Below are 17,356 nucleotides of genomic sequence, written 5' to 3' on the forward strand. Positions count from 1 at the left end.
AAAAAGATAAATTAGCCAGCAGGGGAAAGATTTTCTCTGTCTGGCTTTTTGTTTGGAAAAAACAATAACCGTGAATAAATCGTTTTCATTGGTCTTTATTACCATATTTTATCGGAAGCTATAAAAACTGAGTGAATTATTTGAAAATCAACCACTTATCGGATAATCTTACACAGTAATAGTTATTAAAATTTAGCCCAGGTAAAGGCGGTTAACAGGAGGAATTCAAATGAATACAATGAAAACCAAAATGTTTGAACCTGTAACAATTGGTGCATGGAACTTAAAAACAAGAACGGCAATGGCTCCTATGACAAGGGCGTTTGCCGATAAAGAAACGGGTGTTGTGAATGACCTGACCGTAGAATATTACCGAAAACGGGCACAAGATGGAATCGGGCTTATCATTACTGAAGGTGTAGTGATTTCACCAAGAGCAAAGGGCAATCCTGGGGTTCCCGGAATATATACTCAAGAGCAAATCAACGGCTGGAAAAAAGTAACGGAAGCAGTGCACGCAGAAGGCGGAACGATTATTGCGCAAATCTGGCATGTGGGCCGTGCAAGTCACCATGAAATTGCAGGAGGACTTCCTCCGCAGGCTCCGTCACCCATCGCTGCAGAAGGTAAGGTTTCCCGATTCGGTAAACCTTTTGACATTCCTGAAGAAATGACAGAGACGGATATTGCAGAAGTTGTGAACCAATATAAACAAGCTGCAAAGAATGCAATGGATGCTGGCTTTGACGGCGTTGAAATTCATGGTGCACACGGCTACTTAATAGACCAGTTCAATTCTGACACCTCCAATAAAAGGAGCGATCGGTACGGTGGTGATTTAAAACAGCGTCTGACTTTTATGAAGGAAGTGCTAAAAGCAGTTATTGATGCGGTTGGAGTGGAACGTACCCTTATTCGTTTTTCGGCTTTGAAAATTGACCAGCCGTCTTACATGTGGGAAGACCCTGAAAAAGCGATCCAAACATTTATTGAAGCGTTCAATGAAACAGGAGTCAAAATGATTCACCCATCCACGATGGAATTTACCAAACCGATTGCAAGAGGATTGACGATGCATGAATTGGTACGCAGCCACTGGGATGGAATCATAATTGGTGTAGGGGGGCTTGATCCTGAAACCGCAGAAGCCGCACTGGAAAAAGGCATTATTGACGTTGCGGCGATTGGACGTCCGCTTATAGCCAACCCGGATTATCTGGCACGTATTAAGCTGGATGAAAAACTTGTTGATTACGAGGCAAAGAAACATTTAGGGCAACTGATTTAATAGAGATATAATATAAGTCAGGCTGGTTCATTGACAGGACACCGCAGTAACCATACTAACTTTTCTATAACTGATGCGATTCTTCATTCAAGAAGGGTCGCCTTTTCTATGTAACTAAAAGGGAAGTGCAGAGGAAGACGGATGTTAAAAAGGTTATATATATTTGGTAGACTTACTGGTTATTTCAATTAATAAAGTGAGGAGGCTGGTATATAAATGGAACGTATCATGGTTATCGGAGTGTCCGCGGGTGTCGGAAAATCCACTTTTGCAAGAAGACTTGGAGATAATTTGGATATCGAAGTACATCATTTGGATACATTCTACTGGAGGCCTGGCTGGGTGGAGGCTCCCTTAGAGGATTTTATTTCTGCTCAGAAGGAAGTATTGAGTCATGACAAGTGGATAATGGAAGGCAACTATAGTAATTCTTTTAATTTACGTTCGGAGCTTGCCGATACGATTATATATTTAGAACTTCCTCTCCGTGTTTGCCTTTACCGTGTTATAAAACGTTGGTTATCTTATCTAGGTAAAACAAGACCTGATATGGGCGAAGGCTGCAATGAAAAATTAGACTGGCAGTTTGTTAAATTTATCATGACCACCTACTTTCCTCGCAAAAAAGACATGAAAATGAGATTTGCAGATCTTCAAAAGAGTGACCCTGAAAAGCTAATAGTTATATTAAAAAGCAAGCACGATATGGAAGGATATCTGTTGAATATGAAGGGATAAGCTTTCTTACCATTAATTTTTATGACACTTAGAGGTTTCCGAGAGTTAATAAAAGCCAAAATGGAAAAGGGACCTTCCAATCGAAGATCCCTGAGGACTGTAGACAAATTCGAAGAAATCGAGTTTACCACAGTTTTTTTATGGCTTGTACAATTTGGACGTAGATTTCCGATCCAGGCACTCGCTTTCCGCGGGCGGTCCGCGAGCCTCCTCGGCTTGCGCCTGCGGGGTCTCCCTAGACGCGCTTTTCCCGCAGGAGTCTCGCACCTTTCTCTCCAATCAACTTTGTTCTAACATATAGATAAAAACCATACTTGAGGAGTTGAAGGTGTTGGTTTGGGAACATCTTTTGATGAAAGATATGTTTTCCGAACCATAATAAGTTTCCATGAACTAAATTACCATATATCTACGGACAATTGACGGTTACAGCAACTCACCAATCTAGTCTATCTTTTAACTGAAGGCTTTACATCTTGCGGAATAGGGGAGATATAGTTTTTCCCTTTTAATCGTTCTTTTAGCTCTGTTTTTGCCTTTTCAATTAATTCCGGATTTTGAAGCACTTCTACTGCAGTTGCCGCAATAACCTTGCCAGCATGAAGCATTCCTTTATGGGCAATGGATGTTGATCCCAGTGTAACCCACTGCCAGCTATGCAATGGTGACCCAAGAACAAAACAAGCTGTTGTGCATTGGGCAGTAGGAACAATCCAACTAACATCTCCCACATCCGAGGAACCTGTTAATGGCGCTTGGGAGCCCTCGATGGGTTCTAACCAATTTGCCAATGCATCATCTTGATTATCTTTAAAAGGATTGATTGTACCGTTCCTTTCTTGTTCGGTTAAGGTGGCGCGGACTTCTTTGGCAAGCTGTTTTTCCTTATCATCGTGTTGTGGAATACCTAATTCTTGAAAATTCTTGTACATGACGGATTCTAGCACATTGTTTTGGATAACATTGGAACAGGCTTTGTCGAAAACGATTTCCAATTCAGTTCCTGTCATAAGGGCAGCTCCTTTAGCAATATTACAAACTCTCAAGTAAATATCTTGAACTTGTGAAACTTCTGGAGCTCGTAATAAATAAAGAACTTCTGCATCTTGTTGGACAACATTAGGCGATAATCCACCTGAATTCGTTATGGCATAATGGACTCTTGCTTCTTGAATAATATGCTCTCTTAAATAGTTCACGCCAACATTCATAAGTTCTACGGCATCTAAAGCACTCCGTCCCAAATGTGGTGATGCTGCTGCATGAGAGCTTTTGCCTTTAAACTTATAATACACTTGGAAATTGGAAAGCGAATCCATCGACATAACGCCGTTAACATCCAGTGGGTGCCAACAAAATGCAAAATCAACGTCATCGAACAAACCCTCTCTGACCATGAAGGTTTTGCCTGATCCGCCTTCTTCTCCTGGACATCCATAATAACGAACTGTCCCATTTATATGATTCTCTTCCATATAATCCTTCACAGCAACAGCTGCAGCTAAAGATCCCGTACCAAGTAAATTGTGACCACATCCATGGCCATTTTCACCTTGTACTATTGGCTCTTGTTTAGCTGTAGCTTTTTTTTGACTCATACCTGACAGCGCATCAAATTCTCCCATGATTGCCACAATAGGTTTACCGGTCCCAAAGCTACCGATAAATGCCGTTTCTATGTTTCCAACACCTTTTTCAACAGAAAATCCTTCGTTTTCTAACGTGCTGCATAGCAATTCAGCAGATTGATATTCTTCAAAGCGTGTTTCTGCAAAATTCCATATACAGTCACTGACTTCAATGAATTTTTCTTTTTTTTGTTCAATGATTTCCGATAATCTATTTACATGTGTCATTTTACACTCTTTCCTTCCTATATATATTCTGAAGAATTATTTTAATAGGCGTCTTGCAATTAGATTCAAAAGTTCTGCACTCCTTGGTAAAACTTCTTCTTGAATATCAAATTTAGGGTGGTGATGTGGTGCAGGAATATCAGTCCCAATAATCATATATGTCCCTTTCCCGCCAATATCCTGTACTCTTCGAATCATAAAACTTGCATCTTCGCTACCTGCAGAACCGGATTCCCTGCATGCTTTGATTGTTGAAAAACCATCTACATTCCTGGCTTCTTCCATGGCCAGTTCGACAAGTTCTTGATCACAACGAATCGTAATTGCTTGACCTATAATTTCAATTTCATGTTCAAGCTCATGCATACCTGCACTATGAGCCACGATATTTCGAACACGTTGCTCCACTTCAGCATTTGTTTCTTCGGATACAGACCGGGTCTCAATGACCATTTTTGCATGCGCTGGAATAATATTAGCGGCAGTTCCTCCGTTAAGAATACCTACATTTATGCGGGTAGAACCTGAACTGAATCTTGGAATGGCATGTATATTTAATAATGCGGTGGCTGCTCCTAACAATGCATTTTTCCCTTTTTCCGGAGAAGCACCTGCATGAGAAGATACCCCATGAAAATGGGCAGCCATTTTCGTACTTGCTAAAAAGCCGGAAGAACCACCATGAAATTCTCCTAGGGGGACATCTGTGCCAAGGTGCAGACAATATAAATAATCCACATCATTCAAAATCCCTTTTTGTACCATTGAATAGGCACCGCGTACTCCCTCTTCAGCTGGTTGAAAAATAAGTTTTACCGTTCCTGCGAAATTCCCATCAGCTAATTTTTCAGCAAGTCCTAAGCCAATTGCTGTATGGCCATCGTGTGCACAGGCATGCATATTCCCTTCATATTTGGAACGAAAACCGTTTATTTGCGGGAAGTGGTCAGAATCAGTACTTTCCGTAACAGGCAATGCATCCATATCAAAGCGGAAAGCTACGGTTGGGCCATCAGTTTTTCCTTTTAATATACCAATGACGGCAGTATATCCACCCTCCATTTCTTGGAGGATTTCTGGATTGGCGCCATCTTGTAATGCTCTATTAAATGTTTCCTCTAATACTTCTATAGGGGGGACTCCACGGCGAGAATCACCATCTAAAGCATCTTTCCCAAATATCACGTTATATTTCAGAGAAGTTAGTGCTTCCACTACCTTTGAAGCAGTTCGAAATTCCGTAAAGCCAACTTCTGGATGTTGATGAAGATCACGTCTTAAAGAAATAATATCCAATTCGTTTCACTCCTAATTTATTTGATGATAATTCATATAATACGATTTGGTGTCCAGACCAAGCAGCCCAGCCGCTCAAGTCGGATAAGGGGCATGCGGGGCGCTTGAGATTTTTTCAAATTACGGTAATTTCGGATATACTCCAGGACCAATTGGGAGGCCAAGGAAATACCAAACGACTACCAATAGCGTCCAAATGATGAAGATGATAATCGGGTAAGGCAAAATAAGAGAATAATAAGTTCCTAGTTTTGCATCTTTTCGATACTCTTGTAAGAAACTTAAGAATAGTGGGACAAATGGAGATACAGGTGCCAATGGCAGTACAGATGAATCCGCTACCCTGAACAACATTTGGGCGAAGGCAGGATGATAGCCTAATACCATGAACATTGGGACAAAAACGGGTGCCAATATAGACCATATTGCAGATCCGCTGGCAATGAACATGGAAAGAAGTCCAGATAAGAACATTAGCCCAATTAGGACAGGTGCACCTTCTATGTTTAGCTGTTCCAAGAGATCTGTGATGGATAAAGCCAAAAATTTACCCATATTACTCCAGTTAAAGCAAGCGACAAACTGGGAAAGCGGGAAAACCATAATAATAAATCCGGCCATTCCTTTAATTGGGTCCACCAATAATTCCGGAATGTCATTTTGTTTCTTGATTGCTCCCACCTTAACTCCATAAGTAATAGAAACTGTAAAAAAGAAGAGTAAGATGATTGCGACAATTCCAGACATGAATGGAGAGGGGAGAATGGCTCCAGTTTCTGGATTTCGCAATAGAGCTCCTTCTGGAACGACTAGAACGGCCATAACAGCTATAAAAATCAATGCTGAAATTCCTGTAGCCAGGAGTGCTTTGTTTTGTTGCTTCGTTAATTGCTCCAATTTTTTATGCTGGCCGCCACCTTCATACTTTCCTAAGCGCGGCTCGACAAATTTATCTGTAATCAAGGATATAACTACCGTGAGTACGAGAACGGAAGTCGCCATAAAGAACCAGTTATCAGTAACATTAACGGTCAAATTTGCATTCATGCCTTTCGCTACTTCCGAACTAATTCCTGAAAGCAAGACATCAGTTGTGACGATTAATAAGTTGGCGGTGAAACCTGAACCAACCCCAGCGATGGCAGCGAGCAACCCAGCAACAGGGTGACGTCCCACAGCAAGGAAAATTAAAGCACCAAGGGGAGGCATAATAACAAGCGCAGCATCAGAAGAAACATGACTAAAAAAGGCAACAAATACAACTAAATAACTAGCGTATTTCCCTGAGACTTTTAATGACATTTTCCGAATCAAAACTTCTAACAATCCAACTTTTTCTGCTAAACCTACCCCTAGCATAAGAGCTAAAATAGATCCCAGTGGTAAAAAGCCGGAAAAGTTTTTAATCATATTCGGCAAAATCCATTGGATGCCTTCACGGCTTAAGAGGTTTTGAACTTCCACTTTCTCTCCACTTATGGGGTCCGATGCCGAAACATGGAAAACTGATAAGAGAGCGGTTACAACAAATAAAAAGGCAATCATATAAATAAATAAGATAAAGGGGTGGGGGATCTTGTTTCCTATTCGCTCTACTCGATTGAAAAAACCACCCGTTTTATGATTTTGAAGATTAGTTGTATCTTTGATTACTTTTTGTTCCATTACATTCTCCTCCTAAACCTTCTTCCATTTGTAGTTTGTGCGATTTGCACCATTCCATTTATAAACTTTTTCTCTAAACATGCCTTAAACTCAAATTACCGTCTTTCATCCTTTGTGAACTTCATTAATTCCTTCCAATATACTGATTTTTATTTAACGAATATTTAACGCTATTTTCGTTAAATGTATTATATAATTAAGAATAATCTATTTCAATAAAATTTTCAGAAAAAAGGGAAAATATTTTCTGGTAATTATTGTTAAATTAACAATAGGATTCGAAACCTTTGAATCAATAAGTCCTGCCACTCTTGAACTCACGAAAGATAAGAAACCATATTAAGCAGCACCGTTTATTTATGTCAAACGGTGCTTTACATGCTTTTATATTTGGATCTCATTTTTTATTCCCTGTTAGGGTTGGTTATTTTGATATAATAAAACTAATAGTATGATGTAGGGGTGAAATAAACTTGTATAAAATTGGGGTTGTAGGTCCACTTTCATCTATAAAGAAAATTCGGGATGTTACTAATGAATTTGAACATGAAATAGATTTTATTGATTTTCCATATGAAGATGCACGTGAGGTAACTGACATTATAAAAAATCACCAAAGTACTGTAAATGGTTGGTTTTTCTCTGGACCAGTTCCTTATAGAATAGCAAAAGGAATGTTGGATTCAGAGGCCAATTTTACATATTGTCCTCCTGTAGGATCTAGTTTATATAGATGTTTATTACAAATGTCTGCAGATCAAAAACATTTTTTCGATAAGTTATCCATCGATATGATTCGATTGGAAGACTTTTTTTTGCATGAGTCGCTGCAAGAGCTAGGGATTTCCACCGAACATATTTATGTAAAAACATTTGATGAACAATATGATTATCAAGAAATTGTTCAATTTCATCTTCAGTTGTGGAGGGAAGGGGAGATACATGCTGTCCTAACCGTTTTACAATCTGTATATGAGGCCTTGAAGAAAGAAAATGTTGCTGTCTACAAAATAAATATGACAAAGATGGAAATTCGACAAGCGGTCAAGATTTTGATTGAAAAAGCAAAAAGCACCTATTTTAAAGATAGTCAGATAGGTGTAGAGATTATTGAAATTGATCAGTTTGATCAATTTGTGGACGAGGTTAATATTCGTTATCATCTTCAGCATTTGGAGCTGAAAATTAAACAAACATTGCTTTCATTTTGCGAAAAATTAGATGGATCCCTCATAGAAAATGGAAACGGCCGCTATCAAATATTTAGTTCACGCAAGGCAATTGAACGGGAAATTGGCAGCTTGCAAAGTACTGTTCAATTACTGGCCCTTGATATGGATGTCTCAGTTGCAGTTGGTATTGGTTTTGGTGAGACGGCTGCATCAGCAGAAATCAATGCCCGCAAGGCGATCCGTCATTCGAAGAAGCAAGACAGTTCCGGAATTGTTGTTATCCAAGAAGATGGTGTAATGATTGAATCCGTAGGTCAAGAAGAACAATTGGCATATACCTTCCGTTCTAATGATAAAGAACTGCTTGATAAATTGAATCAGGCTAACATTAGTGTAAAAACGTATAAAAAGATAGAAGCATTGGTTGATCGTATGGGCTGGGACGGCTTCACTTCCTCAGACTTAGCTTCTCATTTATCCATGACCGTCCGAAATGCCCAGAGAATTATGAGTAGTTTGAGTGAAAGCGGTTTAGTGGAGTACAAAGGAGAAGAACTTCAATCACCTCGGGGAAGACCTCGTAAAATTTATATGTTAAAGAAGTAATATCTCGACATTCTTGATATACACGAAAATGCAATTTGATTACCGAGGAAAGTTTTGAGTATTTCCCTTAATTAACTCTCCTTGGGGTAGCATAACATTGCCATCAAGTTAACAATTTAGAATACCCTCAGAACAAAATTTGGGGCTTTCTTGTAACAAAGAAGCTCATTTTATCGTTTTGGAGGTGTCCTATTTTCTTAGCTTGATGGGCATGTGGTGGTACCTCAATAAGCATATAAAAGAATCCTCCAATTAAAAAGATCCTTCTAAACTCCAGCTTATAAGATCCATTATATGAACTTTTGAATGTACGTTCGTTACATTCTAATTAGAGAAAAAATACCCTTGTTCAACTAAAGTGTCAGGATAGTGCAATAAAGAATTCAATTTATTAAAGGTGGAAAAAAGAATAGAATTATCACAGGCTTGGGTATTGCTGTTGGTGACTTAATTCATACTCTTGCGGCAGTTGTTGGACTTTCCGCGATATTAATGACATCTACACTTGCTTTTGGAGTTGTTAAATATTTAGGTTCAGCATACTTAGTTTATTTAGGAATAAGAGCTTTGCTTGAAAAATCAAAAAAAATTGAAAAACCTATTACTAAGAAAGTGAATAATAATCTATCATTTCGTCAGGCTTTGTTAATTGAATTACTAAACCCTAAGACTTCATTATTTTTCTTAGCTTTCTTACCACAGTTTGTAAAAAGTGATGGTTCCCCAGTGACAATTCAGCTTTTAATGCTTGGGTTAACATTTGTACTGATGAGCATAATGTATACCACTCTCTTAGTTTTCGTAACAAGTACAATTGGCAACAAGTTATTAGTTAAATCTAACAACAGTTCAAATTGGTTTGGGAAAGTCGAAGGTATAGTCTACATTGGTTTGGGAATAAAGTTAGCTCTTCAAACACACGAATAGATAAATATATTTTTATTCGTTAATCAACTAACAGGTGCAATCGTTCTTTAAAGAGCTGTGATGATGATCAGCTCATTTTTTTATGCAACAAATGGAACAGGTTAGTTTTTAAAAAAATTATGATAAAATAGGATAAATTTTATTACTCATATCAAACGAGACTTTTGTTTTCTTAAAGAAACTAAGAACCACATTTCCTTATAGTCGGTACGCTAATTCCTTTTAATCACCCTTCAAAGTATAGAAGGCGCATTGGGATATTATTTACCAATATATTGATTGAGGAAATGTGCTATTGCCGTATAGGCAGTAATTTTATTATTTAGTTTTACGATGGAATGACCTTCATTTTCAAAACAGATAAACTTTACAGGGTGATTTCTTGCTATTAATTTATTTACGATTTGTTCAGATTCTTCAATTGGGACGCGTGAGTCATTAGACCCGTGAAGTACCATCAGCGGACTGGTAATCCGGTCAGTTAGTTTCAATGGATCAATCAGATCATAAAAGTTTCCGTCCTTTTCAATAGTTCCATATTCAACTTCGCGAAGTTTGCGTCGCCACGGACTGGTTTTTTTAAGAAAAGTTCTGAAACTTGAAATCCCAACGAGATCAATTGCAGCAGACCATAATTCCGGATAGTGAGAGATGGCTGCAAGAACCATAAATCCTCCGTAGCTCCCTCCCATAATGGCAACTCTATTAGGATCAGCGCATCCTTCTTTCTTTAACCAATCTACTAAAGAAACAAGATCTCTAACGGAGTCCATTCGTTTACGAACATCATCAAGATGAGTATATGTTTTTCCATATCCTGTACTCCCGCGTACGTTAGGAGTAATTACTGCATAGCCAAGGCTTAGGAAATACTGCAGAACTGGATTGAAAACAGCACGGATTTGACTTTCTGGACCCCCATGAACATATAGAATAACAGGAATTTTTTCTGATTGGGTATTTGGCTTGAAGTAAAAGGCAGGTATTTGGAGATTGTCAAAAGATTTAAAGGAAATAAGAATAGGTTCAATTAATTTATTTTCCAAAAACTTTGTCTGAAGAGATTGAGTAAGCCGTTCTGTCTTCATTTTCCTTAAGTCAACCTGCCATATATCAGACGGATAGGTCGGCCCATTGAATACATAGGCTAATTTTTGATTGTCGGGTGAAAATGTTAAGCTAGTTATCACCCCCATTGGTGTCTTCCATGTATAAAGGGCACTTGATTTTAGATCTAAAAGAATGCCTCTTGAAATACCTCCTTCATTAATTGAAAAAGCTAACTTTGAATGATCTTTACTCATAGCGAGGCCTTCAAAGTCCCACTGTCCCACCTCCAGCCAAGTGATATGTTTTGTTGAAAGATCAATGATCGCGAGCCCAAAAAATTCTCTATCTTGATTTGTTAATAAATAGAGATAATCTCCATCCTTGCTGAAATGAGGGTTTTTATAGCTTGCTTCACCCTGATGATCTGTTAACCAGGTCATTTCTCCTGTGCCAAGATTCAGTAAACCTAAATCGTTATCCAACTGGGAATTTGTTTTCCGAATCAATAACGATTTACAATCAGGAGACCACATGATGGAGGTATAGAGACCATCCTTTGACAAAACCATTTGTATTTCTAATGTTTCGACATTTTGAATATAGATATCGAAATAGGCAGAATGTCGACGATTGCTTGACCAGGCTATCCATTTTCCATCAGGTGAGAGACCCCCATATTCATGTTTATGGTCAGGTGAGTTGGTAAGCGGGATCAGTACACCATCACTCTTGAGTAAAAACAGTTGTTGCTTCTCATTACCCCCGACATCCATGCCGATGAATAGGCCGCGTTGTGATGAACTGTTTAAGTATTTAACAAAAGTAATTCGTTCATTAGTAAAAGAAATTCGGGTAGGTTCACTTATATCGAAATCCTTTGCCCAAACCTGCGGTAAACCAGAATAATCAGCAATAAAGAATAACTTATTACTTTTAGGATCATAAACAGGGTTACTGACAGTTCCAACAGACAAATATGATTTGATGCCAATTTCTTTCATACATTCACTCCTTAAAATGTGCTAAAAAGAGAGGAATTGAGATAGTCCAAATAATAAAAAGCTCAAAAAGGTCTAATTACGTCTCACAACCATTATATTTAGATGCATTATATATCATGTACTTTATATCTTGGCTATGAGTGCCGAAAATAGTTGAGAACTAGATTTTCGGGAATGTTTTTATAAGGTTTTTCCATAAGCAAATCTATAAAAGTAGTGAGCTATTTTAGTCTTTAATCATCAAATCCAGAAGGGAAACCCTCCTAGCATATTTCAAAGGGGGTCACAAAAATTTTATTTTAATTTTTGTGACCCCCTTTGTTTTTTTATCCATAACACCAAATTGGCATGTACTTTTTCGTATTTAGCAAGTTTGTTTGTTAGATTCCTATAACACGGTCGATTGTTATTGAAACCATCGATAAAATTTCCAAATAATGAGCATGAAGATCATGTATCCGAAAAGGGAATAAGAATGTTGCCATGCTTCGCTATGAGTAAACAATCCTAAATTCTCCGAAAACGATTCGGAAACACTTATACAAAGTCCAATCAAAACGATAAACAGTATTCTTGATAATTCAGTCAACGCTTTAGCGATCCATAAAAAGAGCGTAGTAAAGATTGGCAATATCAATAATGTAAAAGCGACATTGATTGTAAATATATCTGGGAATGGTCTTGCCGGAAAGGAATACATCTGTTTACCTACAAACAGTAAGTCTAAATACGTTCCGATGAAACAAGAGAAAATTATTGTGGCTACAAAAGCCCGATGGTTACTCATATTCTGCTTCTTCTCGGAGTAGGACGTTTTTTTTTGCCAGAATGGCAAGTTCAATTTTTTCAAGCGTTGTGCAGTATTCATTATAAATCTCCCCATCTATATTTTCTCCCTTATCGATTAAGTAGTCCATGATGTGCCAGTCTTCAAACCAGTCTTTGCTTTCCTCCTCTTCATGATTAAGATCTTTCCATGTGTATATTAATCGAGGACTGTATAAACGATCCGCACCTTTTCTTAATTGGCATTTTTTTGTTCGACGTTTATAAAATGCACGGGAGAATGATTCGTTTACATCATTAAACAAATGCGGCCAGTAGTCTTTTCGCGAACCGGTATGTGGATGATCATGAGCCCAATCTACTACTCCTGATAAGATGTTCTCACGGCTAAACAGCAGTGAGTATAATCGCTTGCCCAGCAATATTCGCTCATGAAGGGAAGTGAAATGCTTCATTGTATTCCCGACTAGTAATGTTTCTTGTTTGGTCTCATCCTTATAGTATGGAAAAAGAATGTGATTAAAGCGAAAAAAATCATAAAGTTTGAATCCAATACTATTTAGTACGGTCTTTTTAAAATGGGCATTTTGAATGACCCTTTTTTCTAAATAGCTTTGTTCATTAATAACAGTGGCAATGGCTAATATATACTGGTCGCCTGTTCTCCAAAAATGGTTCCACAACGTTTCCATAAACGTTGATACATTGAAAAAAGGTAGAAGATGAAACAGTCTTTTTGATCTTTTGACACTTTGTTCATACAACAAAAATTGTGGGTACACATCTTGGAAGATTAACCAGTTCCCTCGTTCCAAAAAAGAAAAGAAGATAAGTTGATCTTTTTCCGACAATAGTCTTGTATATAAATCCCCTTTTAAATCCGTCATATTCCAACCGCCATTACGCGATACCATATGTCCAAGTAGTGCCCAGTGTATTTCTGGGTAACGGAGGTAAAACTGAAAATAGGCATGAGTTCGTGTCACATTATTATTGTTGTGTTGTCTTGTTCGTTCTTTTATTTCATGTATTAACATTGTCTCTTCTCCCGTTAACTCCCACGTTTTAACAGAAGTCTGTTTTTTACCTTTTTTCTTTAATTCATCTTTTACATCTAAAAGAGAATACGGAAACGTCTTGGAAAATCCGTTCCATTTCCTTTTCCAATCGTTGTGATGCATCCTTCTTCCTCCCGTTAACATGAATGTTCTTCTTTTTTAGGCCAAATAGGTTATCGTAATAACCAACAGGTGATCAAATTTTTCAATCTTTTTATGAGAAATCAATCTTTTAAACTTCTAGTAAGGATTTTTAAAGGTATTTTAACAGTGTAGCTATCATCAGTTTATTACGAACGTGAGGAACAAATGATGATAGTTTTTTCGTACAAGAGGTAGCGCGCACATTTTAATGTTATCTGTACTAAGAAAATCATGAGTATTTAAAGTATTCTAGGAAGATAAATTGAGTGAAAAGTTACTTTCAATATTGAGGGAGGATAGTTAAAGAGTGCTGTTTGCTCTTTGTTCAACAATTGAACCATTTTATTGAATAAGATTTGCATAAATATCCCCTTACGCAGCCATTTAGGTGCGCTTGAGATGCGTAAACGTTGATTTATCAATGGTGTATAAACGAGGGTGTTTTGTAAACCTCACATGAATAACGTATACAAGGTATTTTTCTTTCATATGGCATGATAAAATGGTAAAAGGTAAATGTTGGTGTGGTTAGGTATGTTTTTACAGCTATAAATACCATTTCTATCATTCTTTTCTTTTGGCTACTGTTATTTTTCATTTCTCTTGGTTTATTTATACGATCAAGAGTAACAAACCAAACTAATAAACAGAACTCTAATACAAATTAAATAAAAGTTAGATAAAATGAATGAATTATGGAAAAACAACAGAAGAATTAGAACTTACGATAATGTGAATTATGTTAAACTAGGATATTCTATAAAGAACAATGAATATATTACAGATGATAAAGGAAGTCGAATACAGGATGTATAAAATCGGACTGGTCGGTCTAAAAACTTCTATAGAACAGATATTAGACTTGGCAGAAGAATATAAACATGAGTTGGAATTCATCTCTTTTCCCTATGTAAATACCGAAGAGGTAGAGGAAATTGTAAAGGAACATGATTCTAACGTACATGCATGGCTTTTTTCTGGTCCACTTCCCTATGAAATCGCCAACAAAACACTAGGCACAGATAAAATAATGGTCCATGTTCCAGCCACGGAATCAGGTTTTTATAAATCCTTTTTAGAGATGATCTACGAACAAGGGAAAATCATTGAGCATCTAAGTATTGATACTATGTCCTCAAATAATATTAGCGAAGAAGCTTTGTCACAGTTGAATATAAAAACCAAAAAGATTTATACGAAAGTGTTTGAGACAGATGTTGATACGGATGAATTGGTACATTTTCACTTGGATTTATGGAACACGGGAAAGACAGAAGGAGCTTTTTCCTGTTTTCCATCCGTGTGTGAAGCTTTAAGGGAATATGGCATTCCAGCCTTTCGTATGTCGATGAGTAAGATGGAAGTGCGGCAAACGCTTCGAATTCTTTCTGAGAAAGTAAAGACATCCTACTTTAAGGGTACACAAATCGGAGTTGAAATCATTGAAGTCGAATATTTTAACAAAGTGGCAGAGGAAATGAAAACTCCATATCATTTACAGTACTTGGAGCTTCGCCTAAAAGAAATGTTGATTCAGCTTGGAGAAAAAATAAATGGTTCCTTTTCAGAGAAAGGGAATGGAAGGTACATGATTTTTAGTTCTCGCGGCGCAATTGAACGAGAAATCTTTACGCTCGAAGATACCATTCAAAAATTGGCCTTTGAAGCAGATACACCCGTTACCGTTGGAATTGGCTTCGGCGAGACTGCCTATTCAGCGGAAATCAATGCTTTTCGGGCTATTCAACACTCGAAAGAGATGAAAAAGCGTGAAATTGTAATTATTCAAGATGATGGCAAAATTATCGAATCACCAGGCAAAAAGAAAGAATTGCAATATGATACCCGTTCCCACAATAAACCTCTTATAGAAAAGTTGAAAAACGGAAATATCAGTGTTAAAACGTATAAGAAAATATCGGCTCTCGTTCAAAGAATGGGCTGGAGTGAATTTACTACAAAGGATTTAGCGACACATCTTGAAATGACAGAGCGCAATGTACGGCGAATTGTTGCAGATATGTGCGAAGTTGATTTGGCACAATGCATTGGGGAAGAGGCTAACGCCACTCGTGGAAGGCCGAGTAAAATTTATCGATTATTATAAAATACAGGCACCCATATTTGGGGTGCTTTAGACTGTAGACAAACTCGATGAAAATTGAGTTTGTCTACAGTTTTTTTTGAGGGTTCGTGAAAATGCGAACGTTGATTGGAACGTAGGGAACTCGCTTTCCGCGGGCGGTCCGTCCTCGGCGCCTTCGCGCCTGTGGGTTCTCCTATGGACACGCTTTTCTATGCAGGAGTCAAGCACCTTCCGTTTTCAATCAACTTTGTTTTAACAGTTAGATAGAACCTACAAACTGAGGGATCCATAATTGGGGTGCCTTTCTGCTTTATGCTGCGTTTCAAATTTTTGTAAAACTTGGCAACTAGATGAGGTTTGGGAACGGTTTAGAATTTTCAAAAAATATTGAAATAAAGACCGAGGGAGATTATACTCTATTTAAGGAATTTTTTCCTTAAACTATCCTAAATTAAGGGCTGTTATGTAAATTGAATGAAAAAGGGGTTGTAGTTGGTGTCTCAAACGATAATGATTCATGATTTGATCGAGGCTGTTAAAGATGAAGTGGTTGCTTGGAGAAGATATTTACATAAGTATCCGGAGCTTTCTTTTCAGGAGGAAAAAACAGCACAATTTGTTTATGAAAAGCTGCAAACTTTTGGTGAATTGGAAATTTCACGTCCGACAAAGACGAGTATTATGGCTCGTTTGATCGGTCAGCAGCCTGGGAAGGTTATTGCACTGCGGGCAGATATGGATGCGCTTCCAATTGAAGAAGAGAATGATTTTGACTTTGTGTCACAGAATTCAGGAGTTATGCATGCTTGCGGACATGATGGGCATACGGCGATGCTGCTTGGCACAGCAAAAATTCTTACAAAGTTAAAGGATCAAATTAAAGGGGAGGTGCGCTTTTTATTTCAACATGCTGAGGAACTGCCGCCCGGTGGGGCTCAAGAAATGGTGAGAGCCGGTGTGCTGGATGGGGTGGATATGATCATTGGCGCCCATCTCTTGTCGACTCTTCCTTTAGGGAAAATTGGTTTGGGTTACGGTCCGGTGATGGCTGGAGCTGATACTTTTAACATTACCGTGGTCGGTAAAGGGGGGCACGCCTCGCAGCCTGAACTTACCGTCGATCCCATAGCGATTGGAACTCAGGTTGTATCGAATCTCCAGCACATTGTTTCGAGGTATCGAGATGCCCAGGAAGCCCTTGTGATTTCAGTGACCCAGTTCCATGCGGGAAGTGCGATTAATGTCATTCCAAGTAAGGTAAGCATTGGTGGATCAGTTCGAAGCTTCAATCCGGAACTGAGGGAAATCGTTCCAACCTTTATCGAACGCATAGTAAAAGGGATTACGGAAGCACATGGAGCTACTTATGAATTCGATTATCAGTTTGGTTATGCCCCTACCATTAATGATGAAGAAGTTACCCGATTGATGGACGAAACGATCTGTGGAGTATTTGGTGAAGGAAGCCGGGAGATTTTAAAGCCAATTATGGGAAGTGAAGACTTCTCTGCTTTTCAAAAAGTAGTTCCGGGATCTTATATTGTAATAGGAGCTCGTAATGAAGAAAAAGGGATTATTTATCCTCACCATCATCCCAAATTCACAGTCGATGAACAGGCTTTACAATATGGGGTGAAGTTATTTGTTCATGGGACTTTGAAAATGTTGAATCTAACATACTAG

Annotated in this window: 12 protein-coding genes; 6 read left to right on the top strand and 6 right to left on the bottom strand. The window is 38.1% G+C overall.

What is annotated here, in order from left to right; genetic code table 11:
* Positions 1-229: 229 nt before the first annotated feature.
* Both AC3ISB_RS04200 and AC3ISB_RS04205 read left to right on the top strand, forming a co-directional pair.
* Positions 230-1,288 (top strand): alkene reductase, encoded by a 1,059-nt coding sequence (locus AC3ISB_RS04200; protein ID WP_480340047.1) that lies wholly within the window; start codon positions 230-232, stop codon positions 1,286-1,288.
* Positions 1,289-1,504: 216 nt separating this feature from the next.
* On the top strand, positions 1,505-2,026 hold the full coding sequence (locus AC3ISB_RS04205) for a P-loop NTPase family protein (protein ID WP_480340046.1): 522 nt from the start codon (positions 1,505-1,507) through the stop codon (positions 2,024-2,026).
* 449 nt (positions 2,027-2,475) lie between these two features.
* On the opposite strand, the gene AC3ISB_RS04210 is transcribed toward AC3ISB_RS04205, so the two are convergent.
* From AC3ISB_RS04210 to AC3ISB_RS04220, 3 genes are all read right to left on the bottom strand, one after another.
* Positions 2,476-3,882, bottom strand: coding sequence for a M20 family metallopeptidase (locus tag AC3ISB_RS04210; protein WP_144528555.1), 1,407 nt, complete (start codon positions 3,880-3,882; stop codon positions 2,476-2,478).
* 36 nt (positions 3,883-3,918) lie between these two features.
* A complete protein-coding gene (locus AC3ISB_RS04215; RefSeq protein ID WP_141993787.1) occupies positions 3,919-5,178 on the bottom strand; it encodes an amidohydrolase in 1,260 nt (419 codons plus the stop codon).
* Positions 5,179-5,298: 120 nt separating this feature from the next.
* Positions 5,299-6,843: an AbgT family transporter gene (locus AC3ISB_RS04220; protein ID WP_141993788.1), complete on the bottom strand. Its 1,545-nt coding sequence runs from the start codon at positions 6,841-6,843 to the stop codon at positions 5,299-5,301.
* Positions 6,844-7,316: 473 nt separating this feature from the next.
* Between AC3ISB_RS04220 and AC3ISB_RS04225 the strand changes: the two genes are divergently transcribed.
* Together AC3ISB_RS04225 and AC3ISB_RS04230 are read left to right on the top strand one after the other, a co-directional pair.
* Positions 7,317-8,621 carry a helix-turn-helix domain-containing protein gene (locus tag AC3ISB_RS04225; protein ID WP_098370911.1) on the top strand — a complete coding sequence of 435 codons (1,305 nt, stop codon included), beginning with the start codon at positions 7,317-7,319 and terminating at the stop codon, positions 8,619-8,621.
* A gap of 390 nt (positions 8,622-9,011) precedes the next feature.
* On the top strand, positions 9,012-9,548 hold the full coding sequence (locus AC3ISB_RS04230; RefSeq protein ID WP_489276852.1) for a LysE family translocator: 537 nt from the start codon (positions 9,012-9,014) through the stop codon (positions 9,546-9,548).
* A 260-nt stretch (positions 9,549-9,808) separates the two neighbouring features.
* Here AC3ISB_RS04230 and AC3ISB_RS04235 read toward each other — a convergent pair whose 3' ends face one another.
* From AC3ISB_RS04235 to AC3ISB_RS04245, 3 genes are all read right to left on the bottom strand, one after another.
* Positions 9,809-11,599, bottom strand: a complete 1,791-nt coding sequence (locus AC3ISB_RS04235; RefSeq protein ID WP_480340045.1) for a S9 family peptidase — start codon at positions 11,597-11,599, stop codon at positions 9,809-9,811.
* 406 nt (positions 11,600-12,005) lie between these two features.
* The gene (locus AC3ISB_RS04240) at positions 12,006-12,386 is read right to left on the bottom strand and encodes a CBO0543 family protein (RefSeq protein ID WP_260398105.1); all 381 of its coding nucleotides are present in this window, start codon (positions 12,384-12,386) and stop codon (positions 12,006-12,008) included.
* Complete coding sequence (locus tag AC3ISB_RS04245) at positions 12,379-13,566, bottom strand: DUF2515 domain-containing protein (protein ID WP_480340044.1); 1,188 nt, start codon at positions 13,564-13,566, stop codon at positions 12,379-12,381. The genes AC3ISB_RS04240 and AC3ISB_RS04245 overlap by 8 nt, the downstream gene beginning before the upstream one ends.
* 829 nt (positions 13,567-14,395) lie before the next feature.
* Between AC3ISB_RS04245 and AC3ISB_RS04250 the strand changes: the two genes are divergently transcribed.
* Entirely contained in the window at positions 14,396-15,694 is a 1,299-nt protein-coding gene (locus AC3ISB_RS04250) for a helix-turn-helix domain-containing protein (protein WP_480340043.1), read from the top strand.
* A 489-nt stretch (positions 15,695-16,183) separates the two neighbouring features.
* Positions 16,184-17,356: a M20 family metallopeptidase gene (locus tag AC3ISB_RS04255; protein ID WP_480340085.1), complete on the top strand. Its 1,173-nt coding sequence runs from the start codon at positions 16,184-16,186 to the stop codon at positions 17,354-17,356.

The sequence above is a fragment of the Peribacillus sp. GL_122 genome (assembly GCF_057835005.1).